The sequence below is a fragment of the Pseudomonas sp. 5Vm1k genome, assembly GCF_056161485.1.
On record NZ_JBSPCZ010000034.1, the window covers coordinates 19,059 to 43,621 of the forward strand.

Consider the following 24,563-nt stretch of genomic DNA (forward strand, 5'->3'; position numbering starts at 1 on the left):
CATTTGGCCTGGCCTTAAGTTTATAGAGACCTATTGAATGACCTTAAATCTCATGGGTGAGAAATTAGCCGGGTGTATCACTTTAATGCTCGGTACGTTATTGTCGTTGCAATCCTCAGCTGCAGGCGCTGAAGGGTTTTCCGACGACACCAAGATCGATCTGACGCTTAAGAACTTTTACCAGAATCGTAATTTCCTGGGCAATAACGTTGCCCAGGGACAAGCGGTGGAATGGGTTCAATTTTTCACCCTGGATGTTCGTTCAGGCTATACGTCAGGGCCGGTCGGCTTTGGAGTGGATATGATCGGCCAACTGGGTATCAAACTAGACGGTAGCCCGGGCACCAGTGGCACGCAACTGCTGCCGCCGGGCTCTCCCGACGATGTCAGTCGTATCGATCCCGCCGCTAAGATCAAGTATTCGAAGACGGTCCTCAAGGTTGGCGACACGGTAATGAATTTACCGATCCTACGCTCTGACCCCGGCCGCGCTAAACTGCAGACCTATGAGGGCGCCACGCTCACTTCGCAGGAAATTGAAAACCTGACGTTATATGCCGGTCAGATTCGTGCCACCAGCCTACGTAACTCCATCGATATGGACAGCAACCTCACTTACGGAGGCGCGACATCAGATCGATTCAACTATGTGGGGGGCGAGTACCACTTTAACCAGAACCGCACGATGATTGGCCTCTGGAATGCGCAGCTCAAGGATATCTACCAGCAGCAGTTCATCAACCTGACTCATACCCAACCGCTTGGCGACTGGGTGCTGGGCAGTAATGTGGGGGTGTTCTTCGGCAAAGATGACGGAAGTGCGCGTGCTGGTGATCTGGACAACAAAACAATCACCGGTTTGTTCTCTGCCAAGTACGGCATGCATACATTTTACGTTGGCTTGCAAAAGGTGGGAGGCAACAGTTCCTGGATGCGCGTCGGCGCAACCGATGGGACCAGCGGCGGCGGGAGTTTGGCCAATGATAACCTCAACTCCAGCTTCGACCGTGAAGACGAACGTTCCTGGCAACTTCGTTACGATCTGGACTTCGCTCAAATGGGAGTGCCAGGCCTTACTGTCTCAAACCGTTATATCCGGGGCGACAATGTCAGGGTTAGAGATAGTGGCATCGGCAATGGCACGGAGTCCGAACGCGAACTTTTTATCAGTTATACCGTGCAATCTGGAAGTTTTAAAAATCTGAACGTTGTCTGGAAGAACTCAACCGCCCGTCATAGCTGGCGTACTAGCTCGACCAGTGACTTTGACGACAATCGCTTATTCATCAGTTACCCTATTTCGTTATTGTGAATGCGTCCTCATGCGTTTGACAATTGTGACAATGCTTCAATAATAAGCGGGTTGTCTGATCTGTTTACTTGCAGTTTTGAGCGCGGTGGCTCTGTAGAGTGTTTCGGCCATTCGCGAATCATTTATTACTGTTTCGTAAACTATTTGTTGGCTTTAAAAATATTCGTGAATGAACGACTGCCGTCACTAAACCGATGGTGGAGGGTTCAATCATGGCTTTAGCACATTCGTGAACAGGTGGACTCGATGGATACCTCACATAGCCTCGGAAAATATGCGAATCGTATTTTCCTGCTTATTATTTTAATTTCAGGCGTCATCCTGGCGCTCGGCGGCATAAAGCTACTGTCACTGGGGGGTCTTATTATTATCTGATTACCGGTGCCTGCTTGGCTGTGGCCGCAGTATTAATGTGGCGAGGTAACGCTTGGGGGGCCTGGCTCTATGTCGCCACGCTGTTGTGGACTCTGGTCTGGGCGTTGGCGATTGGCGGCATTGATTTTTGGGGGCTGCTTGGTCGTCTGGCGTTTTCCTTCGTATTGGGCCTATGGCTGCTGACACCCTGGTTTCGCCGCTCGATGGTCGCAGGGCCACGTTCTCTCGTCCTTGGCCGGGCCGCTGTAGCTGGCCTGTTTGGTCTGTTGCTGGTAGTGATCGTCACCGGTTTTGTGCAAGGCGACAAGTTTGAAACCGCCGCCACTGAGTCCTTACCGCCAGCGGAAAAAATGGACCTCGATGGCAAGGATTGGAAAGCCTATGGCAAGGACGAATCCGGTACGCGTTTCTCTCCACTTGATCAGATCAATACGGGCAACGTAAAGAACCTTGAAGAGGCCTGGACCTATCGCACTGGTGACTATCCTCCACCTGACAAGGGCAAGAAGCGTCGTTTGGAAGTGACGCCGCTGAAGGTTGGCGACACCCTGTACTTGTGCACCCCACGCAGTGACATTGTGGCCTTGGATGCCGAAACCGGAAAAGTCCGCTGGAGGCACAATACCAGCAGCAACCTCACCGGTATCTCCGGCTCGGTGGCCTGTCGCGGTGTTGCGTATTACGAAGTACCAGGCGCTGGTGGGCGCTCCAGCCCGACGGCTTGTGCTACACGGATCTATTCGCCTACCGTCGACGCACGACTGGTTGCGGTGGACGCCATGACTGGAGAGTCCTGCCAGGACTTCGGCAACAAAGGTGAGATTGATCTCAAGCGGGGCCTGGGTGACGTCATTCCCGGTTATGCATTCGTAAGCTCGGCACCGTTGGTGTTGCGCGGCAAACTGGTCGTCGGTGGCTGGATCACTGATGGACAATTCGTCGGCGAACCCGGCGGAGTGATTCGTGCCTATGACGCGCTCAGTGGCAAGTTTTCATGGGCCTATGATCCGGGTAACCCGAACGATCGTGCAGAACCGGCCGAAGGCCAAAGCTACGTGCGTGGTACGCCGAACTCCTGGGGCCCAAGCAGCGGCGACGAGCAACTGGGTCTGGTTTACCTGCCTACCGGTAACGCCGGCCCGGACTATTTCGCAGCGCAGCGCAGCCAAGAGTCTGACGCTTATGCCAGCTCCGTGGTTGCACTGGACATCGAAACCGGTAACAAGCGCTGGCTGTTTCAGACGACCCACCATGATGTCTGGGACTACGATGTGGGCTCGCAACCGACGCTAATCGATCTGGAAATAAACGGTCAAAAAGTACCCGCGTTGCTGCAACCAACCAAGCGCGGCCAGGTCTTTGTTCTGGATCGACGTACAGGCAAGCCTTTGTCCGAAGTGAAGGAACTGCCCGCGCCACAGGAAAATGCGGTGCCCGAAGAACACTTGGCGGCGACCCAGCCGTACTCGGTTGGCATGCCGGCCTTCGACGGCTACCAGTTTCCGTTTAACGAGAACAGCATGTGGGGCGTTACCCCGTTTGACGAGATGATGTGCCGTATAAAATTCAAAGAGGCGCGCTTCAACGGTCCCATGACCAACCCTGGTACCGACCACTACATCACCATGCCTGGCTCATTGGGCGGGGTAAACTGGGGCAGTGTGTCGGTTGATCCCGAACGTAAGCTGATGATCGTCAATTGGTCGCGTATAGCCATGTACAACCGCCTGATTCCCCGAGCAGAAGCCGACGCCTTGGGCCTCAAACCTGACATTGGCGCTGGGGCAGATGTGGCAGGTGGCGTACCTCAAGCTGGCACACCTTATGCGGCCGATATCAGCCCCTTCATGTCGATACTCGGTGCGCCATGCCTTAATCCGCCTTATGGCCTTGTCACGGCGGTCGACCTCAACACCAGGAAAGTGGTGTGGAGCAGGCGCTTGGACACCACACGCGACAGCGGTCTGTTCGGGATAAAAACGCATCTTCCTATTCCTATGGGTACTCCAAACCTTGGCGGTTCCTTGACCACCCGAGGCGGTCTGGTGTTCATCTCTGGTGGTCAGGAACTGTCGCTACGAGCAATGGACCTGCGTACCGGCAACGTATTGTGGAGGGGCCGTTTGCCCGCAGGCGGCCAGGCAACCCCCATGACTTATATCTCACCGCAAAGTGGTGATCAGTTTGTGGTCATGGCGGCTGGGGGGCACAACCTGATGTTGACTCAGCCGGGAGACTCCATCGTGGCTTACAGGCTGAAGAAATAGAGCGCTGATTCAGGCGGTGTGAAAAAACGCTGAAGGTGCTTCAAGCTAACGCCTCGACTAGTTCGGGGCGTTTGCTTTTGTGCGGGCAGCAAGCGAGTGCCTGAGCGTGCTCGAGGTCGTCGGCTGATCGACATGACCCGAATCGCCGCTCGGCGGTTTTTGCGTACTTGTGGATGACGACTTTGTCGTAAAAGTCTCGACGGTTGCCGGGTTTGTCCATTCTTGTGAGCCGCTGCGCGCTTCTATCCTGAACATCGCCCATTGCCTCGAGTGCAGTTGGGTGAACTGTCTAGAAGTGCGTGCTGGAGATAACAATGAACAATAATGATCTGCAGAAAAACTGGCTAAACCTCGACTCTATGGTCTGCGTGATCACAGGCGCCGCGGGCGGTATCGGTGCGGAGATTGCCGCCGCGCTGGTACGTCAGAATGCCCATGTGGTGTTGCTGGATCGCGACGAGCAGAAATGCCGCGAATTAGCCCTTGAACTGGCGCAAAAAAGTGAAGCGGATGTCTCGGTGTTGTACTGCGATATCGCCAATCCCCTCAGCGTGCAGCAGGCAGCCGAGCAGGTACAGGCGCTTCATGGGCGCTGCGATGTACTGATCAACAACGCCAGTGTGCTGCAGGCCGGAGCGCTCGAAGGGCTGTCCCTGGAAAACTGGAATCAGGTGCTGTCGGTCAACCTTACCGGTTATCTTTTATGTGCCCAGGCGTTCGGACGGATGATGCTGGCCCGGCAAAGCGGCAGCATTGTACATATCGCCTCGATTGCTGCGCATTACCCGCAAACCTTCAGCGGTGCCTACAGTGCGGCCAAGGCCGGAGTTGCGATGCTCTCCCGACAGATCGCTGCAGAGTGGGGCCCACGGGGCATACGCAGCAATGCCATCTGCCCGGGACTGATCCGCACGCCCTTGTCGGCAGCTTTCTACGAAGACCCCAAGGTCGAGCAGCAGCGCAAGGCGATGACGGCTAACCAAAGGATCGGCGAGCCGGCGGACATCGCCGATGCTGTGCTGTTCCTTGCCAGCTCGCGGGCAAGTTATGTCAACGCTGCGGAGTTGACCGTCGATGGTGGTCTGGAAAGCATGTTGATGGCGTTGATTCCTCGTCCCGGTTTTGAGTCACCTGTGACCCGCCATCAGGCCTGACATCCGTTCGGCCGCCAGCGGCCGAATCCCGACTATCCCAGCATGCCCGTGCCCGTCGCTCAATCAATGTCGACGACGGCTTCCGTGCGGCTGGCTTCTATCGAGTGAGACTGACTATGACGACAACAAGTGATGTGATCTGCCGGTGCGATGTACTGGTGATCGGCGCCGGTGCCGGCGGCCTGGCGACCGCTATTACCGCCCGCAAGCAAGGGCTGGAAGTCATTGTGATCGAAAAGGACGCGTACTTCGGCGGCACTACCGCGTTTTCCGGCGGTGTGTTGTGGATTCCCGGCAACGGGTTGGCCAGGGCCAACGGCATCAAGGACAGCCGGGAAGCCGCACTGACCTACATGAAGAACGAAACGGGTGATTTCTACGATGCAGAGGCCGTCGACGCTTTTCTCGATAACGCGCCGAAAATGATCGACTTTTTTCAGCGCGAAACCGAGGTTCAGTTCATTCCGACCCTGTACCCGGACTATCATCCGCAGGTCGCCGGAGGCGTTGATATCGGCCGCTCGATCCTCGCCAAGCCTTTTGATATCCGCCAACTGGGTGCCGATATGGCGCGCCTGCGGCCGCCGCTCAAAACCATCACTTTTATCGGCATGATGTTCAATTCGTCGAATGCCGACCTAAAACATTTCTTCAATGCCACCAAATCTCTGACCTCGTTCCTCTATGTTGCAAAGCGTCTGGTGACCCATGCCAAGGAACTGCTGCTGTACCGGCGCGGGATTCAGGTTACGAGCGGCAATGCCTTGGCAGCTCGGCTGGCGAAGTCGGCGCTGGACCTGGGGATTCCGATTCTTACTCAAACCAGTGCCCAGCAACTGCTCAAAAGCGGGGGGCGAGTCAATGGGGTTGTCGCCCGAACAGAAGACGGCGTGGTGCAGTTTGAAGCACGCTACGGTGTAGTGCTGGCCAGCGGCGGCTTCTCCCATGATCAGCAACGGTTGAAGCAAGCCTATCCCCACGTACGCCGCGGCGGTGAGCATTTCTCGCCGGTGCCGCAGACCAACACGGGCGACGGCGCCCGAATGGCTGAAGCCCTGGGCGGCACAGTGGAAATCAAGCTCAAGGCGGCAGCCGCCTGGATGCCTGTGTCGAAAGTGCCGATGGGCAATGGAGGATTTACAGCCTTCCCGCATTTACTTGATCGCTACAAACCCGGGGTGATTGGTGTGACCCGCAATGGGCAACGTTTTACCAACGAATCCAACTCTTACCATGATGTTGGCGCCGCCATGATCGAGGCCTGTGCCGATCAGGCCGAAACCGCCATGTGGCTGGTCTGCGACCGTCGGACCATGGCCAAGTATGGTCTCGGTTATGCCAAACCGGCCCCTATGCCACTTGGTCAATTGTTGCGCAACGGTTACCTGCAAAGCGGTAAATCCCTGGCCGACCTGGCGCACAACGCCGGTCTCAATGCTGCCGGTCTGGAGCAGACGGTACGTGACTACAACCGTACTGCGGGGCAGGGTGTGGATCGGCAGTTCGGCCGTGGCACCACCACTTTCAACCGTTACCTCGCCGATCCGCAGAACCTGCCGAATCCGTGTGTGGCACCGATTGGCGACGGACCTTACTACGCCCTCAAGGTGATCATGGGCGACTTGGGGACCTTCGATGGCATCAAGACCAGCGTGCGCGGCGAGGTGCTCAATGACCAAGGGTGTGCGATTGATGGGCTATACGCGGTGGGCAATGATCGGGCGAGCATCATGGGCGGCAACTATCCCGCCGCCGGGATCACGCTCGGGCCCATCATGACCTTCGGTTATCTGACGGGCCTGCACTTGGCTCAGGTGGCTGCTGAAAAGCAAACCGACAGCGCTCGCAAGGATATTGCCTGATGAATCTCAAACCTGTTGTCGATCACCGCATTTACACCATCCGGCCACGCTGCATGGCCGAGTTCGTCGAGGTCTTTGATCGCTTGGCGATGCCCATCCTGATTGAGCATTTGGGGCCACCGCTGGGGTTTTACACCAGCAGCATCGGTCCGCTGAACCAGGTGGTGCACTTGTGGGGGTACGACAGTCTTGATGATTTCGAAAGGCGCAGCCTGGCGCGTGATACCGATCCGCGGTTCTCGATCTATCTGCAGGCCTCGGCACATCTGATCGTTGCCCAGGAAACCCGGATTATCCGTCCGGTGCGGTTCAACAGTCTCGAAAATATTTGAGCGAACCGCGGCCACCTTCGTTTCACCCAATAAAAAAGCGGGAGCAGTGATTGGGCGCCCCTACAACACAGAGGTGATTTTCATGCTGACAACCCAACCTATAGACATTCACGCGCTGATCAACAGCCGTGCCATCGGCAGCTTTCAGAAGTGGGTGGTGTTCCTCGGTTTCCTGATCATCGGTCTTGATGGCTTCGATGTGGCCATCATGGGCTTTATCGCTCCGCAGTTGAAAATTGACTGGGGCCTGAGCCATCAGCAATTGGGCCCGGTTTTGAGTGCGGCACTGATTGGCCTGGCCGTCGGCGCTCTGGTCGCCGGGCCGCTCGCCGACCGTTATGGGCGCAAGATTGTGCTGGTGAGCAGCGTATTTATATTCGGTCTGTGGACGCTGGCAACGGCCTTTTCCCCGGATATCAGCGCCATGGTGATACTGCGTTTCATGACCGGACTGGGCCTGGGTGCGGCAATGCCGAATGCCAGTACCCTGGTTTCGGAGTACGCGCCGCAGCGTAATCGTTCGTTCATTATCACCGTGGCCTTTTGCGGGTTTTCCGCGGGCGCCGCTGGTGGCGGTTTTCTTTCAGCCTGGATGATTCCTGCCTTTGGCTGGAAAAGCGTGCTGATTCTGGGCGGAGCCTTGCCGCTGATGGTAGCGCCGTTGTTGTATTTTAAACTGCCGGAGTCGGTGACCTTTCTGATCGCCAAGCAGGCGTCGAGCGCACGTATCCACGCCATTATGGAAAAACTTGCACCAGGTCTCAGTGACGCGAATTCGACCTTCTGCTTGCCTCTCAAATCGCTGACCCAGGTTTCAGGGGCGCAAATCGTGATGTCGCGCTCCTACCGTTTTGGCACCCTGATGTTGTGGAGCGGTTATATGCTGGCGTTGTTCCTGGTCTACCTGTTCAGCGGCTGGCTACCGACCTTGGTGAAGGAGGGGGGTGGTTACAGCGTTGCGGACGCCGCCATTGTCACGGCTATGTTCCAGATTGGTGGGCCGGTAGGCGCGCTGTGTATCGGCTGGGGGATGGATCGCTGGAACAAATACCGTGTGCTGATGACCGTGTTCGTGTTGAGCGGCGGGGTGATCTACACCATCGGCCAAGCCACGGAGCACTTCTTCCTGCTGTGCCTGATCGCCTGGATGGTGGGGTTCTGTCTCAACGGCGCAAGCGTCGGCATGAATGCTCTGGCTGCCAACTTCTACCCCACCGAAGCCCGCGCCACCGGTGCCAGTTGGATGAGCGGTATTGGACGCATAGGAGCGATCCTCAGCGCTTTTGCCGGCGCGCAGATGCTCAGTTGGGGCTGGACCTTCGCCGAAGTATTCTCAGCGCTTGTGTTACCCGCCAGTCTGGCGGCCCTTGCGATTTATGGGCTGGGGCGCAGTGCCAAAGACGTGCTTGCCGACAGAAACGTTGTTTCTGCACGAGGTCTTTGAAGTCGCTCTTCAGACGCTCTGGCGAATCCTCAAGCAATTCTGAACAAATATCGCAATTGTCCCCGACCGGCACAACCGGCTGTTAGTTTGCCGACCGTTGAGTTCAGGGATGACGGGGGCAATACCACCGCAGGACGCGCAGACGGAGGAACCCTGGTTCTGGCCGTAGTCGCAAGAGGCTCAGGATCGGCGCCTTGCGATCGATACGACATAGACACACGGAGGTGTCATTCAACTCCTGGCGCTCGTCGCGTCAGCCTTTCTCTAATGTGAATTTTATCCTGCGACCTCAGGGTCGTGAGGGGTTGTGAATGAAGCAATACGGGGCAGAGTTTCTCGGTACGTTTTGGCTGGTGCTGGGGGGCTGCGGCAGTGCCGTGCTCGCGGCCGGCGTGCCGGCAGTGGGCATCGGCTATCTCGGTGTATCCCTGGCGTTTGGCTTGAGTGTGTTGACCATGGCCTATGCCATAGGGCCCATTTCCGGCGCCCACCTCAATCCGGCAGTTTCCATCGGTGTTTGGGTCGGTGGGCGGCTGCCCTCGCGCCAACTGTTGCCTTACATTCTTGCGCAAGTATTGGGTGGGCTTGTTGCCGGTGGTGTACTTTTTCTGATCGCTAGCGGCAAGGCCGGTTTTGATGTAGGTGCGGGCTTTGCTGCCAATGGTTATGGAGAACACTCGCCGGGGGGCTATTCGTTGTGGGCGGCCTTTATCTGTGAGGTCGTGTTGACGGGAGTGTTCGTGTTGATCATTTTGGGAGCTACGTCGGTACGCGCCGCCGCTGGATTTGCACCGCTGACCATTGGGCTTGCGCTAACCCTGATTCACTTGATCAGCATTCCGGTGACCAATACCTCGGTCAACCCCGCGCGCAGTACGGCGGTCGCATTCTATGTGGGCGATTGGGCGATGTCACAGCTCTGGCTGTTCTGGCTTGCGCCGATTCTCGGGGCGGTAGCGGGGGCGTTGGTTTATCGATTGATTGCCGGCGGGCGCGACTGAACATCTCCTTGCGTCAACAGGGGGCAGGGCGGTTACCAGAGGCGGCCCTGGCCCGAGCCTTTCCTTTTCTATTTGTTCTGTAGAAAACGCTTGAGCCTCTTCAGGTCGCGACGTCTCTGGCGGAGTTGAAAAATATTGACCTTGTGGTGGCAACCCTCATCGAACGCGCATGGGGCATCGCGGTATTCGCGCCAAGGACAGAGCTCGCTTTCCGAATCCGAAAATCGTCGCCGAGTTTGACAGCGGCAGCATGCCGAAAATTCCGAATAGCGCATTTTTCGAAGGTGATGCATGCGTGCGCTGCGCAATGCCCAAGCGCCTATCCCGAGGCGCAAAGCGAACGGCAGGGTCAAAGTCCCCTGTCTCCAACGTTCAAGTCAGGAGCTAATTTCTGTGTTCTCAATCACTCAGCGCTTTTTGCGATTTTTCAACATCACCTTGGTGATGGCGTTATTGGCATTGACCGGATGCCAGACGGCACCGCAAAAAGGCCTGACTCCGGCGCAGATCGTTGTACTCAAACAACAAGGTTTCGAGTTGACCAACGAGGGCTGGACGTTCGGCCTGTCCGGCAAAGTCCTGTTTGGTAGCGATATCGAAAGCCTCAATCCGCAGAGCACCGAAATTGTACAGCGCATCGGCAAGGCTCTGTTGGGGGGCGGGATCGAGCGGGTGCGAGTCGATGGCCACACCGACACCTTGGGTAAAGAGTCCTACAACGAACAACTATCCCTACATCGCGCGAAAAGCGTCAGTAAAGTCCTGGTCGCAGTCGGGATGACAGAACAAAATATCCAACTGCGCGGTCTCGGCAGCAGTAAGCCCGTTGCCTCCAACGACACCCCCGCAGGCCGTACAGAAAACCGTCGGGTGTCGATCGTGGTTATCGCTGACTAATCGGCAAATACCATCTTCCGACTGTCCTCAGTCAACGATCCTTAGTTGGGCTCTTCGAGCGATAAGGTGAGGGACGGCATCATCGGGAAGCTGATTTCCTCGACCATCCCCACCGCGCTGACCTTGCGCGAATTACTAGTGGTTCTCGATAACACGTTAAGTGGTTTTGACCTGCTTGTTATTAATGAGGCTGTGCTTAGCAGTGCCGGACTGGTGCTGGAGCAAATGGTGCGTGGTTGTCCGGATATCAAGAACTTGCTTGTGTATCAGAGCGTCGACTTACAGTTGTCACCCGTCGGTAACTCTCCGGTTTCATCGCTGAGCTTTTCGCTGTCCTGCCCGCCGGATCGAGAGTCTATCCGGCAAGTAATGAAATACATCGATAAGGCCAGCGTACGAAAACTTCATGACAAACAGCGGTAGTAGGCTCAGTCGTCAACTCCTTTTCCACACCATCCACAATTAAGTCGGCCAGCCAAAACAAACCCCTGGCCATAATAAGTACGTGATAACGCCGGCGGTTTCAGGCAGAACTCCATAAATTGCGGTGACGCCTTCGCGAGCAAGCCCGCTCCCACAGGGGAATGCGGTCGAATGTGGGAGCGGGCTTGTTCGCGAAGCTTTTAAGATTTTAGTGCTTGAACATCACATGCCGAACGGTGGTGTAGTCCTCGAGCCCGTACATGGACATGTCCTTCCCGTAACCGGACAATTTCTGCCCGCCATGGGGCATTTCGCTGACCAGCATGAAGTGCGTATTCACCCACGTGCAGCCGTACTGCAAACGCGCTGACAGGCGATGCGCACGACCGATATCCGAGGTCCAGACCGACGACGCCAGGCCGTAGTCCGAATCGTTGGCCCACCCCAGCACCTGCGCTTCATCGGTGAACTTGGTCACTGACACCACAGGCCCAAATACTTCGCGACGGACGATTTCATCGCCCTGCTGCGCATCGGCCAACACGGTCGGTTCGAAGAAGAAACCATTGCCTTCCACCGCCTTGCCGCCCGTGACCAAACGAATGTGCGGCTGCGCCACGGCACGCTCGACAAACCCGGCCACGCGGTCGCGATGTTGCGCGGTGATCAGCGGCCCCAACTCGGTCGCCGGGTCATCCTGCAAACCATACTTGATGCTGCTGACCGCCGTGCCAAGCTTCTCGACGAATTTTTCGTAGATGCCTTTTTGCGCGTAGATGCGGCAAGCGGCGGTGCAGTCTTGTCCGGCGTTGTAGAAACCAAACGTACGAATGCCTTCCACCGCGGCGTCGATATCGGCGTCGTCAAAGATGATCACCGGGGCTTTGCCGCCCAGTTCCATGTGCATGCGTTTGACGCTGTCGGCGGTGCTGGAAATGATGTTCGCGCCGGTGGCGATGGAACCGGTCAGCGAGACCATCCGGACTTTCGGGTGGGTGACCAGCGGACTACCAACGGTAGGACCACGACCGAACACTAGGTTGAGCACGCCGGCCGGGAAGATTTTCGACGCCAGTTGCGCCAGACGCAACGCGGTCAGCGGGGTTTGTTCCGACGGTTTGAGCACCACGGTATTACCGGCGGCGAGGGCCGGGGCGATTTTCCAGGCGACCATCATCAGCGGGTAGTTCCACGGCGCGATGGAGGCGATGACGCCGACCGGATCGCGGCGGATCATCGAGGTGTGGCCGGCCAGGTATTCACCGCCGGCCGAACCGCTCATGCAGCGGCTGGCGCCGGCGAAGAAACGGAACACGTCGGCAATCGCCGGGATCTCGTCGTTCAGCGCGGCGCTGTAGGGTTTGCCGCAGTTGTCCGACTCCAGTTTGGCCAGCTCTTCGCCATGGGCTTGGATGGCGTCGGCGAGTTTGAGCAGCAGCGAGCGGTCTTTCGGCGGGGTTTGCGACCAGCCTTCGAAAGCGTTGTCAGCAGCGCGTACCGCCGCATCGACCTGGGCTTCGCTGGCTTCGTTGATTTCGACCAGTACGCGGCCGAGGGCCGGGTTGAACACCGGTTGGGCGGGGCCTTCGCCATCGATCAGTTGGCCGTTGATCAAGAGTTTGGTTTGCATGGCTGCTCCTCAGTTTTTTATAGGCCAAGGGAGTGAGCCTCCCTTGGCTCTTGGTCAGCGTTGTTGTGTCGATACACCAGAAAGATCAGCGACTTTGGCAAGCGGCTTGGAGAACTTCCAGGCATCGCCAGCCGGCGCCGTACCTTTGTCGTAGGGTTTGCCCAGTAGCATGTAAACAACGCCGGCACCCATTACCACCAGGGTGGTCAGAATCATTGCGTAGTTGACGTACCAAGGGGCATCCGGTGAACGCGGCCAAACCATGTTGACGATGGCGCACAGGCCATAGATCAATGCGACCAGGTTCACCCATAGGCCCCACGCACCGAGAGTGAATTGACCGTTTGGACGCCAGCCCTTGGCGCGAGCGATCAAGGCAGCAATGACGATCAACTGGAACGCGACGTAGATACCAATCGCTGCAAAGCCAACGATGGTCGCCACGGCATCCGCCATGAACATCCCCAGGCAGACAATGGCGGCTGGCACCAGGCCGCTGACCAGCAGTGCAAACGATGGCACATGGTTGGACGAGAGGCGCTTGAGCAGCGAACTGCCGACAATCATTTCGTCCCTGGCGTAGGCGAACAGTAACCGGCTGGCCGCGGCTTGCAGGCTCAGGACGCAGGAAATGAAAGACACCATCACCACTGCCATCACCAAGCGAGAACCGAGCGGGCCGAAAGCGTTGGCAAGGATGGTAGCGACCGGGTCGGTGTCTTCACCGGCCAGGACCTTGGCCATGTCCGGCACCGACAGGATCAATGCCAGGCAGGCAAACATCGCTGCTGCGCCGCCAATGTAAATGGTCATACGCATGGCCTTGGGGATGCGCTTGCCCGGGTTTGGGGTTTCTTCGGCAACATCACCGCAGGCCTCGAAACCGTAATACTGAAACAGCCCTGCCAGGGATGCGGCAAGAAACGCTGGCAAGTACGAGCCATTGACTTGGATATTGAAGGTGTCGAACAGCACGCTGAACGGTTGATGGCGCTCGAAAACCAACAGGTAACCGCCGACCAGAATCGCTCCAACCAACTCACAGAGAAAGCCGAACATCGCCACGCGTGCCAGCAATTTCGTGCCCACCAGATTCAGCCCGGTAGAGAGCAGGATAATCGCCAGCGCAATGTAGGTATTGGCTTCGGGGCCGGGGTGGAAGCCCATCAGGATTGCCAGATACGGCCCAGCGCCTACCGCGACCCCTGCGATGGTGGCGCACAAGGCCCACGCATACACCCAACCGACCATCCACGCCCAACGCTTGCCTACCAGGCGGCGCGCCCAGGGATAAACGCCGCCGGAGATCGGGAACTGTGAAACGATTTCACCAAAGATCAGGCATACCAATAGTTGCCCTGCACCGATCAACAAATAAGACCAGAACATCGGTGGGCCGCCAGCGGCCAGACACAAACCGAACAAGGTGTAGACGCCGACCACCGGCGACAGGTAGGTGAAGCCGAGGGAAAAGTTCTCCCACAGACTCATGCTGCGATTGAAATCCGAACTGTAGCCTAGGGCGCGGAGTTGTTCCGCGTCCTGATCGGCGCTGACACTTGCACGCGTGCTTGATGAGCCACTCATTTTATTTCCTCATTATCGATGGCAATGAATTGCAGTGGCGGGTGGCCCCACCAGAGCTCGTTTCGAGCTTCTTGTCTTAATGGATACCCAGGCTCAAACCTGTTTTTCTGGCTCGCTGTCATGGCCGTCGTCGTACCGCGAGAGCCATTTCACGGCAGCATCGCGATAACGGCTGAAGCCTTTGTAATCGACCAGTTGCTGGTCAAGATCCCGCAGGACTCGATGCATGCGACGAGCCCAGGCCGGGTTGGTGGCAATGTCTTCGAGACTGAGCAGGTAGGTGCGGATCGGGAAAACAATGGCGTTGCTGCGCGGCAGGCGATGCAATGGCTGCAACTCGATGCGCAGATAAACCAGCTTGCCGGCATTTTCCTCTGTCACGATGGTTCTATCCGGTGCCCATTCCGGCAGGCTTTCGGCCGAGACTTCAAGGCGCGGGTTGACGGTCAGCGACCAGTTCAAACGACGTACCGGGTGACCGGTGCGCAGGCGCAACAGAAATTTCAGTGCGCGGTCGAGCATGCCGATTTCCTTCACCAGCGGCACCGGCCCATGAAACTCTTCCCAACTCATGCCGAGGTTGAAACGCAGGGAATAATCGGCGCGCTGGGTAGCGATCCCGGCCCCCCAGTACAGCGTGCCGTCGCGTTCTTCTTGCAGCACCCAATCACCCTGGGCCTGACGGGTCACGTATTCCATCGGCTCGTAGGGCAGGGTGGCCGGATCGCCGAAGGTAAAGTGGTCGTCGATGTCCAGCAGGCGGTTAGTCCAGTGCCATTGTCGACCTTCACGCGCCAGGCTGAAGTATTGCGGGTAGTCCCGGGCATAGGACTCCATGATCAATTCAAGCAGGTCCCATTGCGCTTCCATCATGTGCGGTGCCGAGACGTAGTGCATGCCCGGATCTTTCTCCAGGGTGATCGCGCGGTCCCGGCATTCGCTGATGTAGTGCTCGTCGATATCGAAGGCCGCGCGAAATGCACCGTCGCCCACCGAGACATGCGGCTCAAGGTTCATTGAGTACATGTAGTTGTCGTCAGGAAACGGGAAGGGGGCTCGTGCGATGGTTTCGGGCCTGTTGGAGAAGGTGTAGTCGTCGCGATAGGTTTCGTCGGAATTGAATTGAATGTTCATGGTTATGTCTCCGTCGATCAGAGGTCGATGACCAGGCGATTGCACTTGGCGCGGGATACGCAGGGCATGATTTTTTTGCGGCTGGTTTTGTCTTCGTCGGACAGCCAGTCATCGCTATGCAGAAGCTCGCCGTCGAGTTCGATGACTTCTGTTTCACAATGACCGCAGGCGCCGCCGCGACACAGGTAGGGCATCGTGTAGCCGGCGGCTTCCACGGCTTCGAGCATGGTTTGGTCCGGAGAAACTTCGATAGTGGTGCCGCTGCGTCCGAGGGTGAAACTGAAGGCTTCGCCGCCGCTGCTTTGTTCAAGGAAGCGTTCGAAGTGCACGTGGCTGTCGGTCCAGCCAAGTTCTCGGGCGCAGAGCAACGTGGCGTCGATCATGCTGTCCGGGCCGCACACATAGACGTGACTACCCAGGGGACGGTCGGCGAGCACCTGACCAATGCTCATGCGCGGATCGACACCTTTACGGTACAGATGAACCTGTTTGCCGTAGGTAGCCCGTAATTCCTCGCCGAGTTGCGCATGTTCTTTGCCGCGGACTGCGTAATGCAACTCGAAGGGCACTTTGCTCAGGCGCAGCTCTTCAAGTTGGGATATCACTGGCGTGATGCCGACTCCACCCGCGATGAACACATGCAGTCGCGCTTGCTTGATCAGTGGGAACAGATTGACCGGTGGCGTGACCTCAATCAGATCGCCTTCACCGACGTTGTTGTGAAGCGATATCGAACCACCACGGCCGCTGTCCACGCGGCGCACGGCAATCTGGTAGCTGCTGGTGTCGTAGGGTGAGCTCAGCAACGAGTAAGGATTTCGCAGCTTTTTTTGTTCGTTGCCAATCAGTACCACGACGTGGCTGCCGCCGGAGAACGCCGGCAGATGCGCGCCAGTGGGCGAAACCAGAGTAAAGCGCTTGATTTCCGGGGTTACGGATTCGATTCGGGCCACTCGCAGATTTAATGTCCCATTGTTTTGGCTCATGTATCGAGCTCCTCGGCTTCTGGCAATTCACCCGGGACTTCGGCGTCAGCCTTGACCGCCTGAAACGCTGCGAGTCGCCGGGAATAGTGGTCGCGCACCACCAGCGTCAGTCCGCAACCGGGGCAGTCATAGACCCGTTGGGTGACATTTTCGGTGTAGGTGTCGCAGTGCACGCACCAGACCCGACGCACCAGCGTGCCGGAGTGCTCGCGCAGCACTTCATCGCGATTGAGGTCGAAACGAGTGGCCACTTGCATGGCGCGGCCCAGAAAACTTTCGGAACCGGCGAGGTACAACCGGGTGCCCATACGCGCATCGAAGAGCAGGTCGTTCAAGTCGTTGATCAAGGCCTGGTTATTGGCATACACCTGTAATTGATGACTTGGGTACTGCTGCAACCCGCTCAGAAAGTCCTGGCCAGAAAAGGATTCCTGGGAGTACAGCAACGTTATCGGTCGGTCCAGCCCGGCCATATCGCCCAATAAACGCAACATGGCGCTACCGCCGCTGCCTTGCCCTGCGATGATGTGCCGGATACCTCCTGGCAGCGGTTGCAACTGGTCATAGACCGGTCGGCTTTTGATACCGGTGATCAACATTTTTATTAGTTCTCCTGGCTATCGGTGCGACCGATGAGGGCCGGCTCTGATGCAAAGCCCAACGAAGGTGGGTCGCAAATAGCAGGAGCACAGGTTGTGCCAAATAGGTAACTATCTGTTTTTAATAATATTTAATTTTTGTGTGGCGCAAGACACAGGCAGGAATGGCTATGGGGATAGGCGTTTTTGCAGCGATATAGGCGAAAGCGAAAGGGTGGACACATCCCTGTGTCGAGAGGGTGTCAGTCCCGTTGAAGTTTGCGGATCAGCGTGCCGATGTCGATGCCGAGGTGCTGCGCCGCCTTGCGTTTGCTCCCGCACAAGTGCACCGCTTTGAGGATGACTTGGCGTTCGAAATGCTGAACCTGAAGCTTGAGATTTTGCTCGGGGTCATCTTCCGTCTTGTCACCTGCGACCGAGTGTTTCGGCTGTGGTTGGGGATGGGCTGGTTCGAGCATTTCGGCCGGTAAATGATGCTCCTGCGCCTCATCGTCTGCGAGCACCGCCAGCCGTTCGAAGATATTCACCAACTCTCGGATATTGCCAGGGAAGTCGTAGTTCATCAGACGCTTTCGGCAAGCGGCCGACAGGCTCAACGATGGTTCGCGATCACCGTTGATGCGGCTCAGCAGGATGTCGATGAGAAACGGCAAGTCATCCCGATGCTGACGCAGCGGCGGAATTTCCACCGGCAGGACCGCGAGGCGATAGTAGAGGTCGGCGCGAAACTCACCGATGCTCACCAGATGACGCAAGTCTTTGTTGGTGGCCGCAATGACTTGCACTTGCACGGTCTTGCTCAGGGGCGAACCCACCGACTGGATGGTGCTGTCTTCGAGGAATTTCAACAGCTTGGCCTGGACGTGCAGAGGGATTTCGCCTATCTCGTCGAGGAACAACGTTCCGCCCGACGCAGCCTCGATATAGCCCTGTTTGCCTCCTTGCAACGCGCCCGTAAAGGCTCCGCGCTCGTAGCCGAACATTTCAGACTCGAACAGGCTCTCCGGAATGCTACCGCAGTTAACATGAATAAACGGACGATCCCCCCAACCGGCGGCACGGTGAATATGCCGCGCGATAGCAGTCTTGCCGACGCCGGGCTCGCCCAGAAGCAACAATCGGGCGCGACGCCGGAAGGCACGCACGCCTGTGTCGGCGATGCTCGATAGCTGGGGCGACAGATGCAGGGCATTGTCCTGGGGATCGCGCAGACCCTGCGGCTCTACCGGCCGGTTAACCAATGACGTCCGGCGTTGCGGCGTGCTCGTGTCGTAGTCTTTCTGGGTCAGCATCATGAACGGTTTTTCGTACGCGCCCGTTGGAATCGCGTGGGTGCTGCTGAGAAGAACCCGGCCCTCCCGTGATCGGGTCAAGGCGCTGTTGCCGCCGCGATTCAGCGCTGCCTGCAAGTCGTCGTAATTCAATGCCGAGTTCTGATAAAACTCACTGTCGGACAGCCCGACGGCTTGTTGTTTCGACAGCCGATTAACTCGCTCGGCGGCGAGATTGAGAAAACGCACCCTGCCTTCACCGTCTGTCACGATCAGCGCTTCGCTGAAGCTGTCGAGCAAAGCGTGCAGCGCGGGTGTTTCCAGCAACTCGCCGAGAACCTCGCTGCTAATATTCACTGAAGAGCGCATGCCCATCTGCAACGTGGGTGGCAGGTTTTTGTCTTTCATGGGTGCAACTCTTGCGCACGGCGCACGCCCTGGTTTTTGCGAAAAACCGCCACCCGCCATGCAATACCCTCACGAATCAGGATGCGCGAACAATGCACATTGAAGTACAAGTCGCGCCCGCTCAAGTCGGGCAGCGGCAGGCTGTGCCAGGTGCGCTCGGGTAGGGCGTTATCCAGTAGCAGCCGAGCGATGCTGGTGCCATGGGTAATGCCAAAGGTCTCTTCGAAGGCCGCGTTGCGCCATTGTGGTTGCAGGTGTTCGTCGATCACCAGCACCGCATCCGGCACCGCATCGAAGACCCGGCGCAATGCGTCGATGCGCTGCTCGGCGTCATGCTGCATGCGCAATTCCTGGCTGACGTCGCGAATACTGCCCCACATCCGCAGCAGATGCCCGTTGACGATGGTCGCGCGTACATCGTTCTCGACGTAGGCCGGTGAACCATCGTGACGGCGATCCACCGAGAGCGCGCAGTCGACGCTGAAATCGGCTTCGATCAGACGCCGCACGAACTCCTCGTTGGCCGGGCTGCGAGGCCAGTAAAGACGAACCGGTTGCTGGTTGAAATCGACATCTGACGGCATCTCATAGACCTCGGCCATGGCCCGATTGCAGAGTCGCCAGTGGGAGTCGTTTTCGAATACCTGCCGGACGATTTCATCCGGCGATGTGTAGATGTCCACCGCTTCGGCGAACTCGATGCACCAGTAAGCGACCTTGGCGCTCTGCAGCATCTGGCTCATCACTTCATTGGCATTGTGCATTTCCCGTAGCCGATGGCCCAGCGACCCGAGCGGAATTTTCAGCAAGTGCAGGCGCGCCGGTTGAATCGAGCGCCACTCCAGCAGTCCGCAGGCGACCACTTGCAGTAGCCCGCCGTTTTGGCGAATCAAGGTCAGCTCCAGGCTGTGGATTTTCTGGTCGGCGGGAGGATTGGCGAACAGCAACTGCAAGGCACGTACTGACTCGACACTGTAGATACGTTCAATCGGCTGATTCAGCAGTTCCTCTGACGCATAACCCAATTGATCGCTCAGGCTGGCAGACAGACTGACGAGCTGCCCGTCGGCACTCACGGTGCTTGAAAGGGGCTGGCCTTTGCTGACCAGTAAATTCAGGGTGTCCATCGATTGATCGGCTCACTTTGGCTTATGGGGACCTGATTGAAAACACTCAGGCCATTACAGCAGGGGCATATCGCATGCCAACAAAAAGGCGAGTAAACATTGAAGCTTAGGCGCCTGAGAGTGAGTGAGCGCTGTGATATTGCAGCGAAATGCGCAGCTTTGCAGCACCTTGAGTTTCAGTTTAGTAAAGGTCCTTAACTCGGCATCTCCCGGAGGATCCGGCCGGCATCATTGACGGTCAGCGACTCTAGTTCTTTGATGGTAATTTTGGCCATTAAACGGACTCCCCCTACTTGTCCCCCCACAAAAACGTCGGCTCTTGATGGACGTTACTGGACTCTCGTAGAGCAGAACGCCGCTGGAGATCAAGTAAATACTGGCTTGGAAAAATCCAGAGTAAAACTTTGGAAGCTTTCAAGAAGTACGAAAAAGGAGATGGGGTGCTAGGGGGCGGGTGTTCGAATCACTCCGTCCCGACCATATTTATCAGTAACTTAGCCGAACTTTAGCCGTTCGGCTTTTTTACGCGTAGGGACTTTTGCGGGGGATCACCCCGTCTTCCTCCTCAAGATGGTCAGGGCCGGTCCTCGCGAATCGGTGGCTGACACTTTGTTCGCCGCGTCGATCAGTTGCCCAAGCTCTGCGGTAGAATAGTGGCTCGTGATGCTTCCGTTTTTATGCCCAAGCAAAATGTTTCGGTCCTCAAGTGTCACGCCTGCAGCACGCAACCTTCTGCCAAAGGTGTGCTTCAAGTCGTGAATCCGAAATGACCTAAATCCAGGATGCGTTGGCGACTGGTTGGCTTCTCCCACTTGTCCGCCGCGCGCTTCCTGGCTTTCCTCCAGGCCGAATCGTTCATTCGGTGCATGGCGGTGGCTCCAAACTGATCTGGCTGCCCGTATGGGAAGACCAGCTCCTTGTGTAGGCCGCGCTGCTTGTCGATGATGTTCATGGCCACCTTGTTCAGGACCACCAAGCGCTCATCGCCGTTCTTCACCCCTGCTTTTTCACTTTGCCCGCCGAATCCGGCGGGTATCAGAAACACGCTGGTGTTCAGTTCGGGCACACGTATCTCCCAATCCCACCGCAACTTGCATACTTCCTGTTCCCGGCAACCGCTGTTCACCTTGTAGAGAGCCATCCTCAACAGGTGATCCGGTAACTCGGGAAACAAGATCGCCTGCTCTTCCCACGACATTGGGTAGGGTTTCCGGGCGGACCTTTTTTCCTCCAACATCGAGATCATCGGCACGCTCTCTAGCCACGGCCGTTTTTCTGCATCCCGCCACTTCCTGTGGCACAGGTTCAATATCCGGACGATCCGCTGCAGGGCGATGTTCACCGTCCTGTTCGAAACGCCCGGCTTCACCTTGCCGGCTGCCGTTTTGATGGGTTTTTGCCGATCGCGCTTAAATGGGGCCAGAGTGCCGTCATCAATGTGCGTGATCGGCAAGTCGCCGATGTACGGGGCCAGCTGTTCGATGTGCGAGGCGGATATGCGCTGCCAGAAGAGGTGGAAGAAAAGCCCGGCCGAATTGCAGAGTTGGCGGCCTGGAAGAAGTATCGCGTGTTCCTCGGGCGTGTGACCAGCCAGCCGATCTGGCCCACAGCACCCACCTGGCCAGAACAGCCTGAGCCTTACACCAGCGAGACATCGTCCAGCAGGTCGACTGCATCGACTATTTGAAATTTGAAGACTGGTTAATAACGAACCCCGCCATCGAGCGGGTATTTTTTTGCCTGGAGAAAAGTGATGACCGTTACCGAAAAAGACCGCGACGTCCTCGCTCGCACACTGTGGGGCGAGGCCCGTGGTGAGAGCCTGGCCGGCCAAATTGCTGTGGCTTGGACTATCCGAAACCGAGTGAACGATGGAAAGGACAAATCATGGTGGGGTGAGGGCTATGCCGGCGTGTGCCAGGCGCCGTGCCAGTTCAGCTGCTGGAACAAGAACGACCCGAACTTCGCGTACCTGTCTGGCGCGAAGGCGATCCCATTCCGTGAGTTGGCCCAGGCCCGTATTGCCGCTGACCAGGTGATTGAGGGCAAGGTGCCCGATCCCACCGGCGGCGCCACGCGCTACTACGCGTTCGCCATGAAGAAAGCACCGGCCTGGGCGGCGAAGGCCACGCAGACGCTGAAGCTCGGCGGTCACGTCTTCTTCAAGGACGTGTCTTGAGTTCCGCGGCGTGGAAGTTGGTCGGCATCCTGTTGCTGGTGCTGGCCACCGCCGGCGGCACTTGGAAGGTTCAGGACTGGCGCTACGGTGAGCAGCTCGCCAAGCAGGCCGGATTGCACAAGGACGACCTGATAGCCATCAGTAACGCGGCCGCCGACCAGGTGCGCGCCGATCAGGACAAACGTCTGGCACTGGAACAGCGCCTGTCGGCCAGCAACCAAACCCACCACAAGGAACTGACGGATGCACAAACCAATCAGGCTCGCCTGCGTGATCGCCTTGCCACTTCTGATTTGCGGCTGTCAGTCCTCCTCGACGCTGCGGATCCAGCCAATGGCTGTTCAGTGCCAGCCGGTACCGAAGCCGGCGGCGTGGTTCATGGAGCCATTAGAGCCCAACTTGACCCAGCGCATGCTCAACGAATTGTCGCCATCACCGACGCTGGCGACCAAGGATTGATTGCGCTGGCAGCGTGCCAGGCCTACGTGCGGGAAGTGTCAAAAAGATAGATTGCAAGCTAGCCGACTTGCTCTGATAAGGGGGGCAATTGCCTACTATCCGCTGGTATCAATCTACGACTATGCTTCGGTACGTTTTGAAAAAATCTAGCAGCCAAATTAACCAGGGATATGCACATGTCGAGCAGTGACGCTCTGTTTTGCCAGCCTGAAAGACCTTTTATTGACTTTGGTTTGCATGAAAATATCTCCATAAAAGGGTTGTTTCTCTTGATTGGATCGGCGTTAAGCGCTAGCCCCAGCAATACCGGGCTTGTGATAGCGGTCCTTCAGAATCTTGCCCTAAAGAACGATCCAGGCTGGCAACAAAGAACATCCGGTTTTCTGAAAGGCGTTTGGGCTCTGGGTGGTATTGATGGGAAAACACTGGAGCGACTGGAAAGCAGTCTGTATCGCTACAACTCGTAGTTCGTGAGCGCACAAGTACTGAGATAGTCGTTCGCTCACGGCTAAACCCTCGCGCTGAATAATCAGCTGAGATGACCGTTTTCGACCCAGGGGTAAGGCCATCCAATAACCCGCGAAGCCGGTCAGCTTCCCTTTTGTAGCCCCCCGCCGTTATGTCGAGGTTGTGCAGCTCCTTGCGAACTTTTGCGAGCTGCCCGGACCGCTCCCTAAGATGGCTCATTGCTTCGTCACGTTGCGCCGATGCTTCGTCGTACATTTTCACCAGACCGAAGATTTATTTTCGGGCTTTGCGCAGTTGCAGATTCAGCTCCTGGACTTCGTTTTCCAGCATCAATTTGTAATGGGTGATGGTTTCCAGTTCGGTCGGGCATCCAAGCCAGTCGCTGGTGTCTTCGATTTCGAGAGGGTCCACGGTTATGCCTTATCGGTACTGTTCGGATATACAGTAATCGAGGCGCGGTAGGCGGGCGAGGATGATGCGACGAGCTGTAGTTCCATCAATCCGGTGACATCAACACCGCCAACGTCAGCTTGATGAACTCCTCGTTCTTGTCGATGGCCTCCAGCGCTCCGCGGACGTTGTCGGCGACGTCGGCTGAACCGCGGGCTTCGATTCAGTTGGTCGGCTCCAGGATGGCGGCCTCAAGGGCCAGTTGGTTCTCGTTGATCTTGTACAGCAGGGGAGGGAGTAGGTCTGAATGTGGCATGGGATCTCCTTTGTGGAAAAAACCAGCGTAACAGGGGATTTGAAGATCGGCAGGATGCCTGAGATGGAGGGGCGGTGGCCACTATATGGCCTTCACTTCGAATGTCTTCTGGGGTAGCCTCAAAGCATCGCAAATTTGAGGGTTGGCCATGGGCAAGGCGTTGTACATGATTTATGGGGTGTTTACTCTTGGGGTGCTTTCGATGGGCTACTCCCTTCTTTCATCTACTCAAAAACTGGAAGGCGATGTGTTTCAGTGCATGAGACTATCTGGCGTTGAACAAGGCAAGTGCATTGATAACGTGGGCAAACAGGCCGCCGCCTTGGGGAAAGTGGCTAGGGCCATCGCTGACGAGTGACCGAATACTATAGATGGACAGCGGTTCGATTTAAGGAGCCCCGCAGTATCTGCGGGGCCACCACTACTTTACTTGCCGAGCTTCTTGCGGACGTCAGTCACCATCGGACCGACCGCTTTCACGGCGGCTTTGAGCTGGTCCTCGGTGACGCCGAGTTCCTTCGTCCAGTGCTTCAATTCCCAAGCCTCCGATGTGTTCACGCGAGCTCTGTCTTTCGGGCCACGGTTGTGCAGATCATCAGTCATCATCAAATTCCTTTTGGTTGGCTTGGGGCAGTCCAAGCCAATCAAGCATAGGCCATCAGGACGTGTCGGCAGGACGCCGGGGAGGTTGTGCGCAAAACCTCCGCTGTAAGCCACGGATTATCGTTTGCATAAGCACAAAAAAGTGGATGTTTTGCCACCCTTAAAGGTGGTCATCTTCGTTCTAAAACAATAGCTTAGGTCGCTACAGCCCCCAGCTGTGAGTTCACGTCGCTTTTGGCTCTTTTTCGCGCTGTCTTTGGCACCAATCCAGTCCGATATTTCTCTTCCTTTCTCAGCGTTTTCGCATGTCAGATAGCCTTGCCATACGCCACGTTTCCT

The 24,563-nt window shown here is 57.0% G+C and carries 23 protein-coding genes and 2 pseudogenes; 13 read left to right on the plus strand and 12 right to left on the minus strand.

All coding sequences use genetic code 11. The annotated features are described in order from the left end of the window. Nucleotides 1–37: 37 nt before the first annotated feature. The 9 genes from ACWIKB_RS32910 to ACWIKB_RS32950 all read left to right on the plus strand — a co-directional run bounded on the left by ACWIKB_RS32910 (nt 38) and on the right by ACWIKB_RS32950 (nt 11,067). Nucleotides 38–1,312 carry an OprD family porin gene (locus tag ACWIKB_RS32910; protein ID WP_475271586.1) on the plus strand — a complete coding sequence of 425 codons (1,275 nt, stop codon included), beginning with the start codon at nt 38–40 and terminating at the stop codon, nt 1,310–1,312. Between the two features lie 272 nt (nt 1,313–1,584). Beyond that, entirely contained in the window at nt 1,585–3,954 is a 2,370-nt protein-coding gene (locus ACWIKB_RS32915) for a membrane-bound PQQ-dependent dehydrogenase, glucose/quinate/shikimate family (RefSeq protein ID WP_475271605.1), read from the plus strand. A 314-nt stretch (nt 3,955–4,268) separates the two neighbouring features. Continuing rightward, entirely contained in the window at nt 4,269–5,108 is an 840-nt protein-coding gene (locus ACWIKB_RS32920) for an SDR family NAD(P)-dependent oxidoreductase (RefSeq protein ID WP_475271587.1), read from the plus strand. Nucleotides 5,109–5,224: 116 nt separating this feature from the next. Next, on the plus strand, nt 5,225–6,970 hold the full coding sequence (locus ACWIKB_RS32925) for an FAD-dependent oxidoreductase (RefSeq protein ID WP_475271588.1): 1,746 nt from the start codon (nt 5,225–5,227) through the stop codon (nt 6,968–6,970). Next, the gene (locus ACWIKB_RS32930; protein ID WP_201188861.1) at nt 6,970–7,302 is read left to right on the plus strand and encodes an NIPSNAP family protein; all 333 of its coding nucleotides are present in this window, start codon (nt 6,970–6,972) and stop codon (nt 7,300–7,302) included. Before ACWIKB_RS32925 ends, ACWIKB_RS32930 begins: the two co-directional genes overlap by 1 nt. Before the next feature lie 82 nt (nt 7,303–7,384). Beyond that, nucleotides 7,385–8,746: an MFS transporter gene (locus ACWIKB_RS32935; RefSeq protein ID WP_475271606.1), complete on the plus strand. Its 1,362-nt coding sequence runs from the start codon at nt 7,385–7,387 to the stop codon at nt 8,744–8,746. Nucleotides 8,747–9,057: 311 nt separating this feature from the next. Beyond that, nucleotides 9,058–9,747, plus strand: coding sequence for an aquaporin Z (aqpZ, locus tag ACWIKB_RS32940; protein WP_475271589.1), 690 nt, complete (start codon nt 9,058–9,060; stop codon nt 9,745–9,747). A 393-nt stretch (nt 9,748–10,140) separates the two neighbouring features. Continuing rightward, nucleotides 10,141–10,644 carry an outer membrane lipoprotein YfiB gene (yfiB, locus tag ACWIKB_RS32945; protein ID WP_475271607.1) on the plus strand — a complete coding sequence of 168 codons (504 nt, stop codon included), beginning with the start codon at nt 10,141–10,143 and terminating at the stop codon, nt 10,642–10,644. A gap of 45 nt (nt 10,645–10,689) precedes the next feature. Next, entirely contained in the window at nt 10,690–11,067 is a 378-nt protein-coding gene (locus ACWIKB_RS32950) for a histidine kinase (protein ID WP_475271590.1), read from the plus strand. Nucleotides 11,068–11,275: 208 nt separating this feature from the next. Here ACWIKB_RS32950 and ACWIKB_RS32955 read toward each other — a convergent pair whose 3' ends face one another. The 8 genes and pseudogenes from ACWIKB_RS32955 to ACWIKB_RS32990 all read right to left on the minus strand — a co-directional run. Next, on the minus strand, nt 11,276–12,697 hold the full coding sequence (locus tag ACWIKB_RS32955; RefSeq protein WP_475271591.1) for a gamma-aminobutyraldehyde dehydrogenase: 1,422 nt from the start codon (nt 12,695–12,697) through the stop codon (nt 11,276–11,278). A gap of 54 nt (nt 12,698–12,751) precedes the next feature. Next, complete coding sequence (locus tag ACWIKB_RS32960) at nt 12,752–14,284, minus strand: APC family permease (protein ID WP_475271592.1); 1,533 nt, start codon at nt 14,282–14,284, stop codon at nt 12,752–12,754. A 93-nt stretch (nt 14,285–14,377) separates the two neighbouring features. Further along, entirely contained in the window at nt 14,378–15,418 is a 1,041-nt protein-coding gene (locus ACWIKB_RS32965; RefSeq protein WP_475271593.1) for a heme-dependent oxidative N-demethylase family protein, read from the minus strand. 17 nt (nt 15,419–15,435) lie between these two features. After that, entirely contained in the window at nt 15,436–16,404 is a 969-nt protein-coding gene (locus ACWIKB_RS32970; RefSeq protein ID WP_475271594.1) for a PDR/VanB family oxidoreductase, read from the minus strand. Next, nucleotides 16,401–17,003 (minus strand): dimethylamine monooxygenase subunit DmmA family protein, encoded by a 603-nt coding sequence (locus tag ACWIKB_RS32975; protein ID WP_475271595.1) that lies wholly within the window; start codon nt 17,001–17,003, stop codon nt 16,401–16,403. The genes ACWIKB_RS32970 and ACWIKB_RS32975 overlap by 4 nt, the downstream gene beginning before the upstream one ends. A 242-nt stretch (nt 17,004–17,245) precedes the next feature. Beyond that, nucleotides 17,246–18,682 carry a sigma-54 interaction domain-containing protein gene (locus ACWIKB_RS32980; protein WP_475271596.1) on the minus strand — a complete coding sequence of 479 codons (1,437 nt, stop codon included), beginning with the start codon at nt 18,680–18,682 and terminating at the stop codon, nt 17,246–17,248. Continuing rightward, the gene (locus tag ACWIKB_RS32985; RefSeq protein WP_475271597.1) at nt 18,679–19,809 is read right to left on the minus strand and encodes a PAS domain-containing protein; all 1,131 of its coding nucleotides are present in this window, start codon (nt 19,807–19,809) and stop codon (nt 18,679–18,681) included. The genes ACWIKB_RS32980 and ACWIKB_RS32985 overlap by 4 nt, the downstream gene beginning before the upstream one ends. 548 nt (nt 19,810–20,357) lie before the next feature. Next, nucleotides 20,358–21,295, minus strand: a pseudogene (locus ACWIKB_RS32990) (tyrosine-type recombinase/integrase); the annotation flags it as partial. Nucleotides 21,296–21,562: 267 nt separating this feature from the next. On the opposite strand from ACWIKB_RS32990, the gene ACWIKB_RS32995 reads away from it, so the two are divergent. The 3 genes from ACWIKB_RS32995 (at nt 21,563) to ACWIKB_RS33005 (ending at nt 22,914) form a co-directional block, all read left to right on the plus strand. Continuing rightward, nucleotides 21,563–21,988, plus strand: coding sequence for a cell wall hydrolase (locus tag ACWIKB_RS32995; protein ID WP_475271598.1), 426 nt, complete (start codon nt 21,563–21,565; stop codon nt 21,986–21,988). After that, nucleotides 21,985–22,497 carry a lysis system spanin subunit gene (locus ACWIKB_RS33000; protein ID WP_475271599.1) on the plus strand — a complete coding sequence of 171 codons (513 nt, stop codon included), beginning with the start codon at nt 21,985–21,987 and terminating at the stop codon, nt 22,495–22,497. Before ACWIKB_RS32995 ends, ACWIKB_RS33000 begins: the two co-directional genes overlap by 4 nt. A gap of 126 nt (nt 22,498–22,623) precedes the next feature. Further along, on the plus strand, nt 22,624–22,914 hold the full coding sequence (locus ACWIKB_RS33005) for a hypothetical protein (protein WP_475271600.1): 291 nt from the start codon (nt 22,624–22,626) through the stop codon (nt 22,912–22,914). A gap of 274 nt (nt 22,915–23,188) precedes the next feature. Here ACWIKB_RS33005 and ACWIKB_RS33010 read toward each other — a convergent pair whose 3' ends face one another. Together ACWIKB_RS33010 and ACWIKB_RS33015 are read right to left on the minus strand one after the other, a co-directional pair. Next, entirely contained in the window at nt 23,189–23,326 is a 138-nt protein-coding gene (locus tag ACWIKB_RS33010) for a hypothetical protein (RefSeq protein ID WP_475271601.1), read from the minus strand. An 85-nt stretch (nt 23,327–23,411) separates the two neighbouring features. After that, nucleotides 23,412–23,621, minus strand: a pseudogene (locus ACWIKB_RS33015) (hypothetical protein). 148 nt (nt 23,622–23,769) lie between these two features. Here ACWIKB_RS33015 and ACWIKB_RS33020 point away from each other — a divergent pair. Next, a complete protein-coding gene (locus ACWIKB_RS33020) occupies nt 23,770–23,979 on the plus strand; it encodes a hypothetical protein (protein WP_475271602.1) in 210 nt (69 codons plus the stop codon). 68 nt (nt 23,980–24,047) lie between these two features. On the opposite strand, the gene ACWIKB_RS33025 is transcribed toward ACWIKB_RS33020, so the two are convergent. Together ACWIKB_RS33025 and ACWIKB_RS33030 are read right to left on the minus strand one after the other, a co-directional pair. Beyond that, nucleotides 24,048–24,224: a DUF3606 domain-containing protein gene (locus tag ACWIKB_RS33025; RefSeq protein WP_475271603.1), complete on the minus strand. Its 177-nt coding sequence runs from the start codon at nt 24,222–24,224 to the stop codon at nt 24,048–24,050. Nucleotides 24,225–24,341: 117 nt separating this feature from the next. Further along, nucleotides 24,342–24,563 (minus strand): hypothetical protein (locus tag ACWIKB_RS33030; protein WP_475271604.1); only part of this gene is annotated, 222 nt, incomplete at its 5' end.

Bases quoted from the DNA above. Each gene is read 5' to 3' on its own strand.
- ACWIKB_RS32910 (WP_475271586.1), top strand. From the start codon at position 38: ATGACCTTAAATCTCATGGGTGAGAAATTAGCCGGGTGTATCACTTTA.
- ACWIKB_RS32920 (WP_475271587.1), top strand. From the start codon at position 4,269: ATGAACAATAATGATCTGCAGAAAAACTGGCTAAACCTCGACTCTATG.
- ACWIKB_RS32925 (WP_475271588.1), top strand. From the start codon at position 5,225: ATGACGACAACAAGTGATGTGATCTGCCGGTGCGATGTACTGGTGATC.
- ACWIKB_RS32930 (WP_201188861.1), top strand. From the start codon at position 6,970: ATGAATCTCAAACCTGTTGTCGATCACCGCATTTACACCATCCGGCCA.
- ACWIKB_RS32935 (WP_475271606.1), top strand. From the start codon at position 7,385: ATGCTGACAACCCAACCTATAGACATTCACGCGCTGATCAACAGCCGT.
- aqpZ (WP_475271589.1), top strand. From the start codon at position 9,058: ATGAAGCAATACGGGGCAGAGTTTCTCGGTACGTTTTGGCTGGTGCTG.
- ACWIKB_RS32955 (WP_475271591.1), bottom strand. From the start codon at position 12,697: ATGCAAACCAAACTCTTGATCAACGGCCAACTGATCGATGGCGAAGGC.
- ACWIKB_RS32960 (WP_475271592.1), bottom strand. From the start codon at position 14,284: ATGAGTGGCTCATCAAGCACGCGTGCAAGTGTCAGCGCCGATCAGGAC.
- ACWIKB_RS32965 (WP_475271593.1), bottom strand. From the start codon at position 15,418: ATGAACATTCAATTCAATTCCGACGAAACCTATCGCGACGACTACACC.
- ACWIKB_RS32970 (WP_475271594.1), bottom strand. From the start codon at position 16,404: ATGAGCCAAAACAATGGGACATTAAATCTGCGAGTGGCCCGAATCGAA.
- ACWIKB_RS32975 (WP_475271595.1), bottom strand. From the start codon at position 17,003: ATGTTGATCACCGGTATCAAAAGCCGACCGGTCTATGACCAGTTGCAA.
- ACWIKB_RS32980 (WP_475271596.1), bottom strand. From the start codon at position 18,682: ATGAAAGACAAAAACCTGCCACCCACGTTGCAGATGGGCATGCGCTCT.
- ACWIKB_RS32985 (WP_475271597.1), bottom strand. From the start codon at position 19,809: ATGGACACCCTGAATTTACTGGTCAGCAAAGGCCAGCCCCTTTCAAGC.
- ACWIKB_RS32995 (WP_475271598.1), top strand. From the start codon at position 21,563: ATGACCGTTACCGAAAAAGACCGCGACGTCCTCGCTCGCACACTGTGG.
- ACWIKB_RS33005 (WP_475271600.1), top strand. From the start codon at position 22,624: ATGTCGAGCAGTGACGCTCTGTTTTGCCAGCCTGAAAGACCTTTTATT.
- ACWIKB_RS33020 (WP_475271602.1), top strand. From the start codon at position 23,770: ATGGGCAAGGCGTTGTACATGATTTATGGGGTGTTTACTCTTGGGGTG.
- ACWIKB_RS33025 (WP_475271603.1), bottom strand. From the start codon at position 24,224: ATGACTGATGATCTGCACAACCGTGGCCCGAAAGACAGAGCTCGCGTG.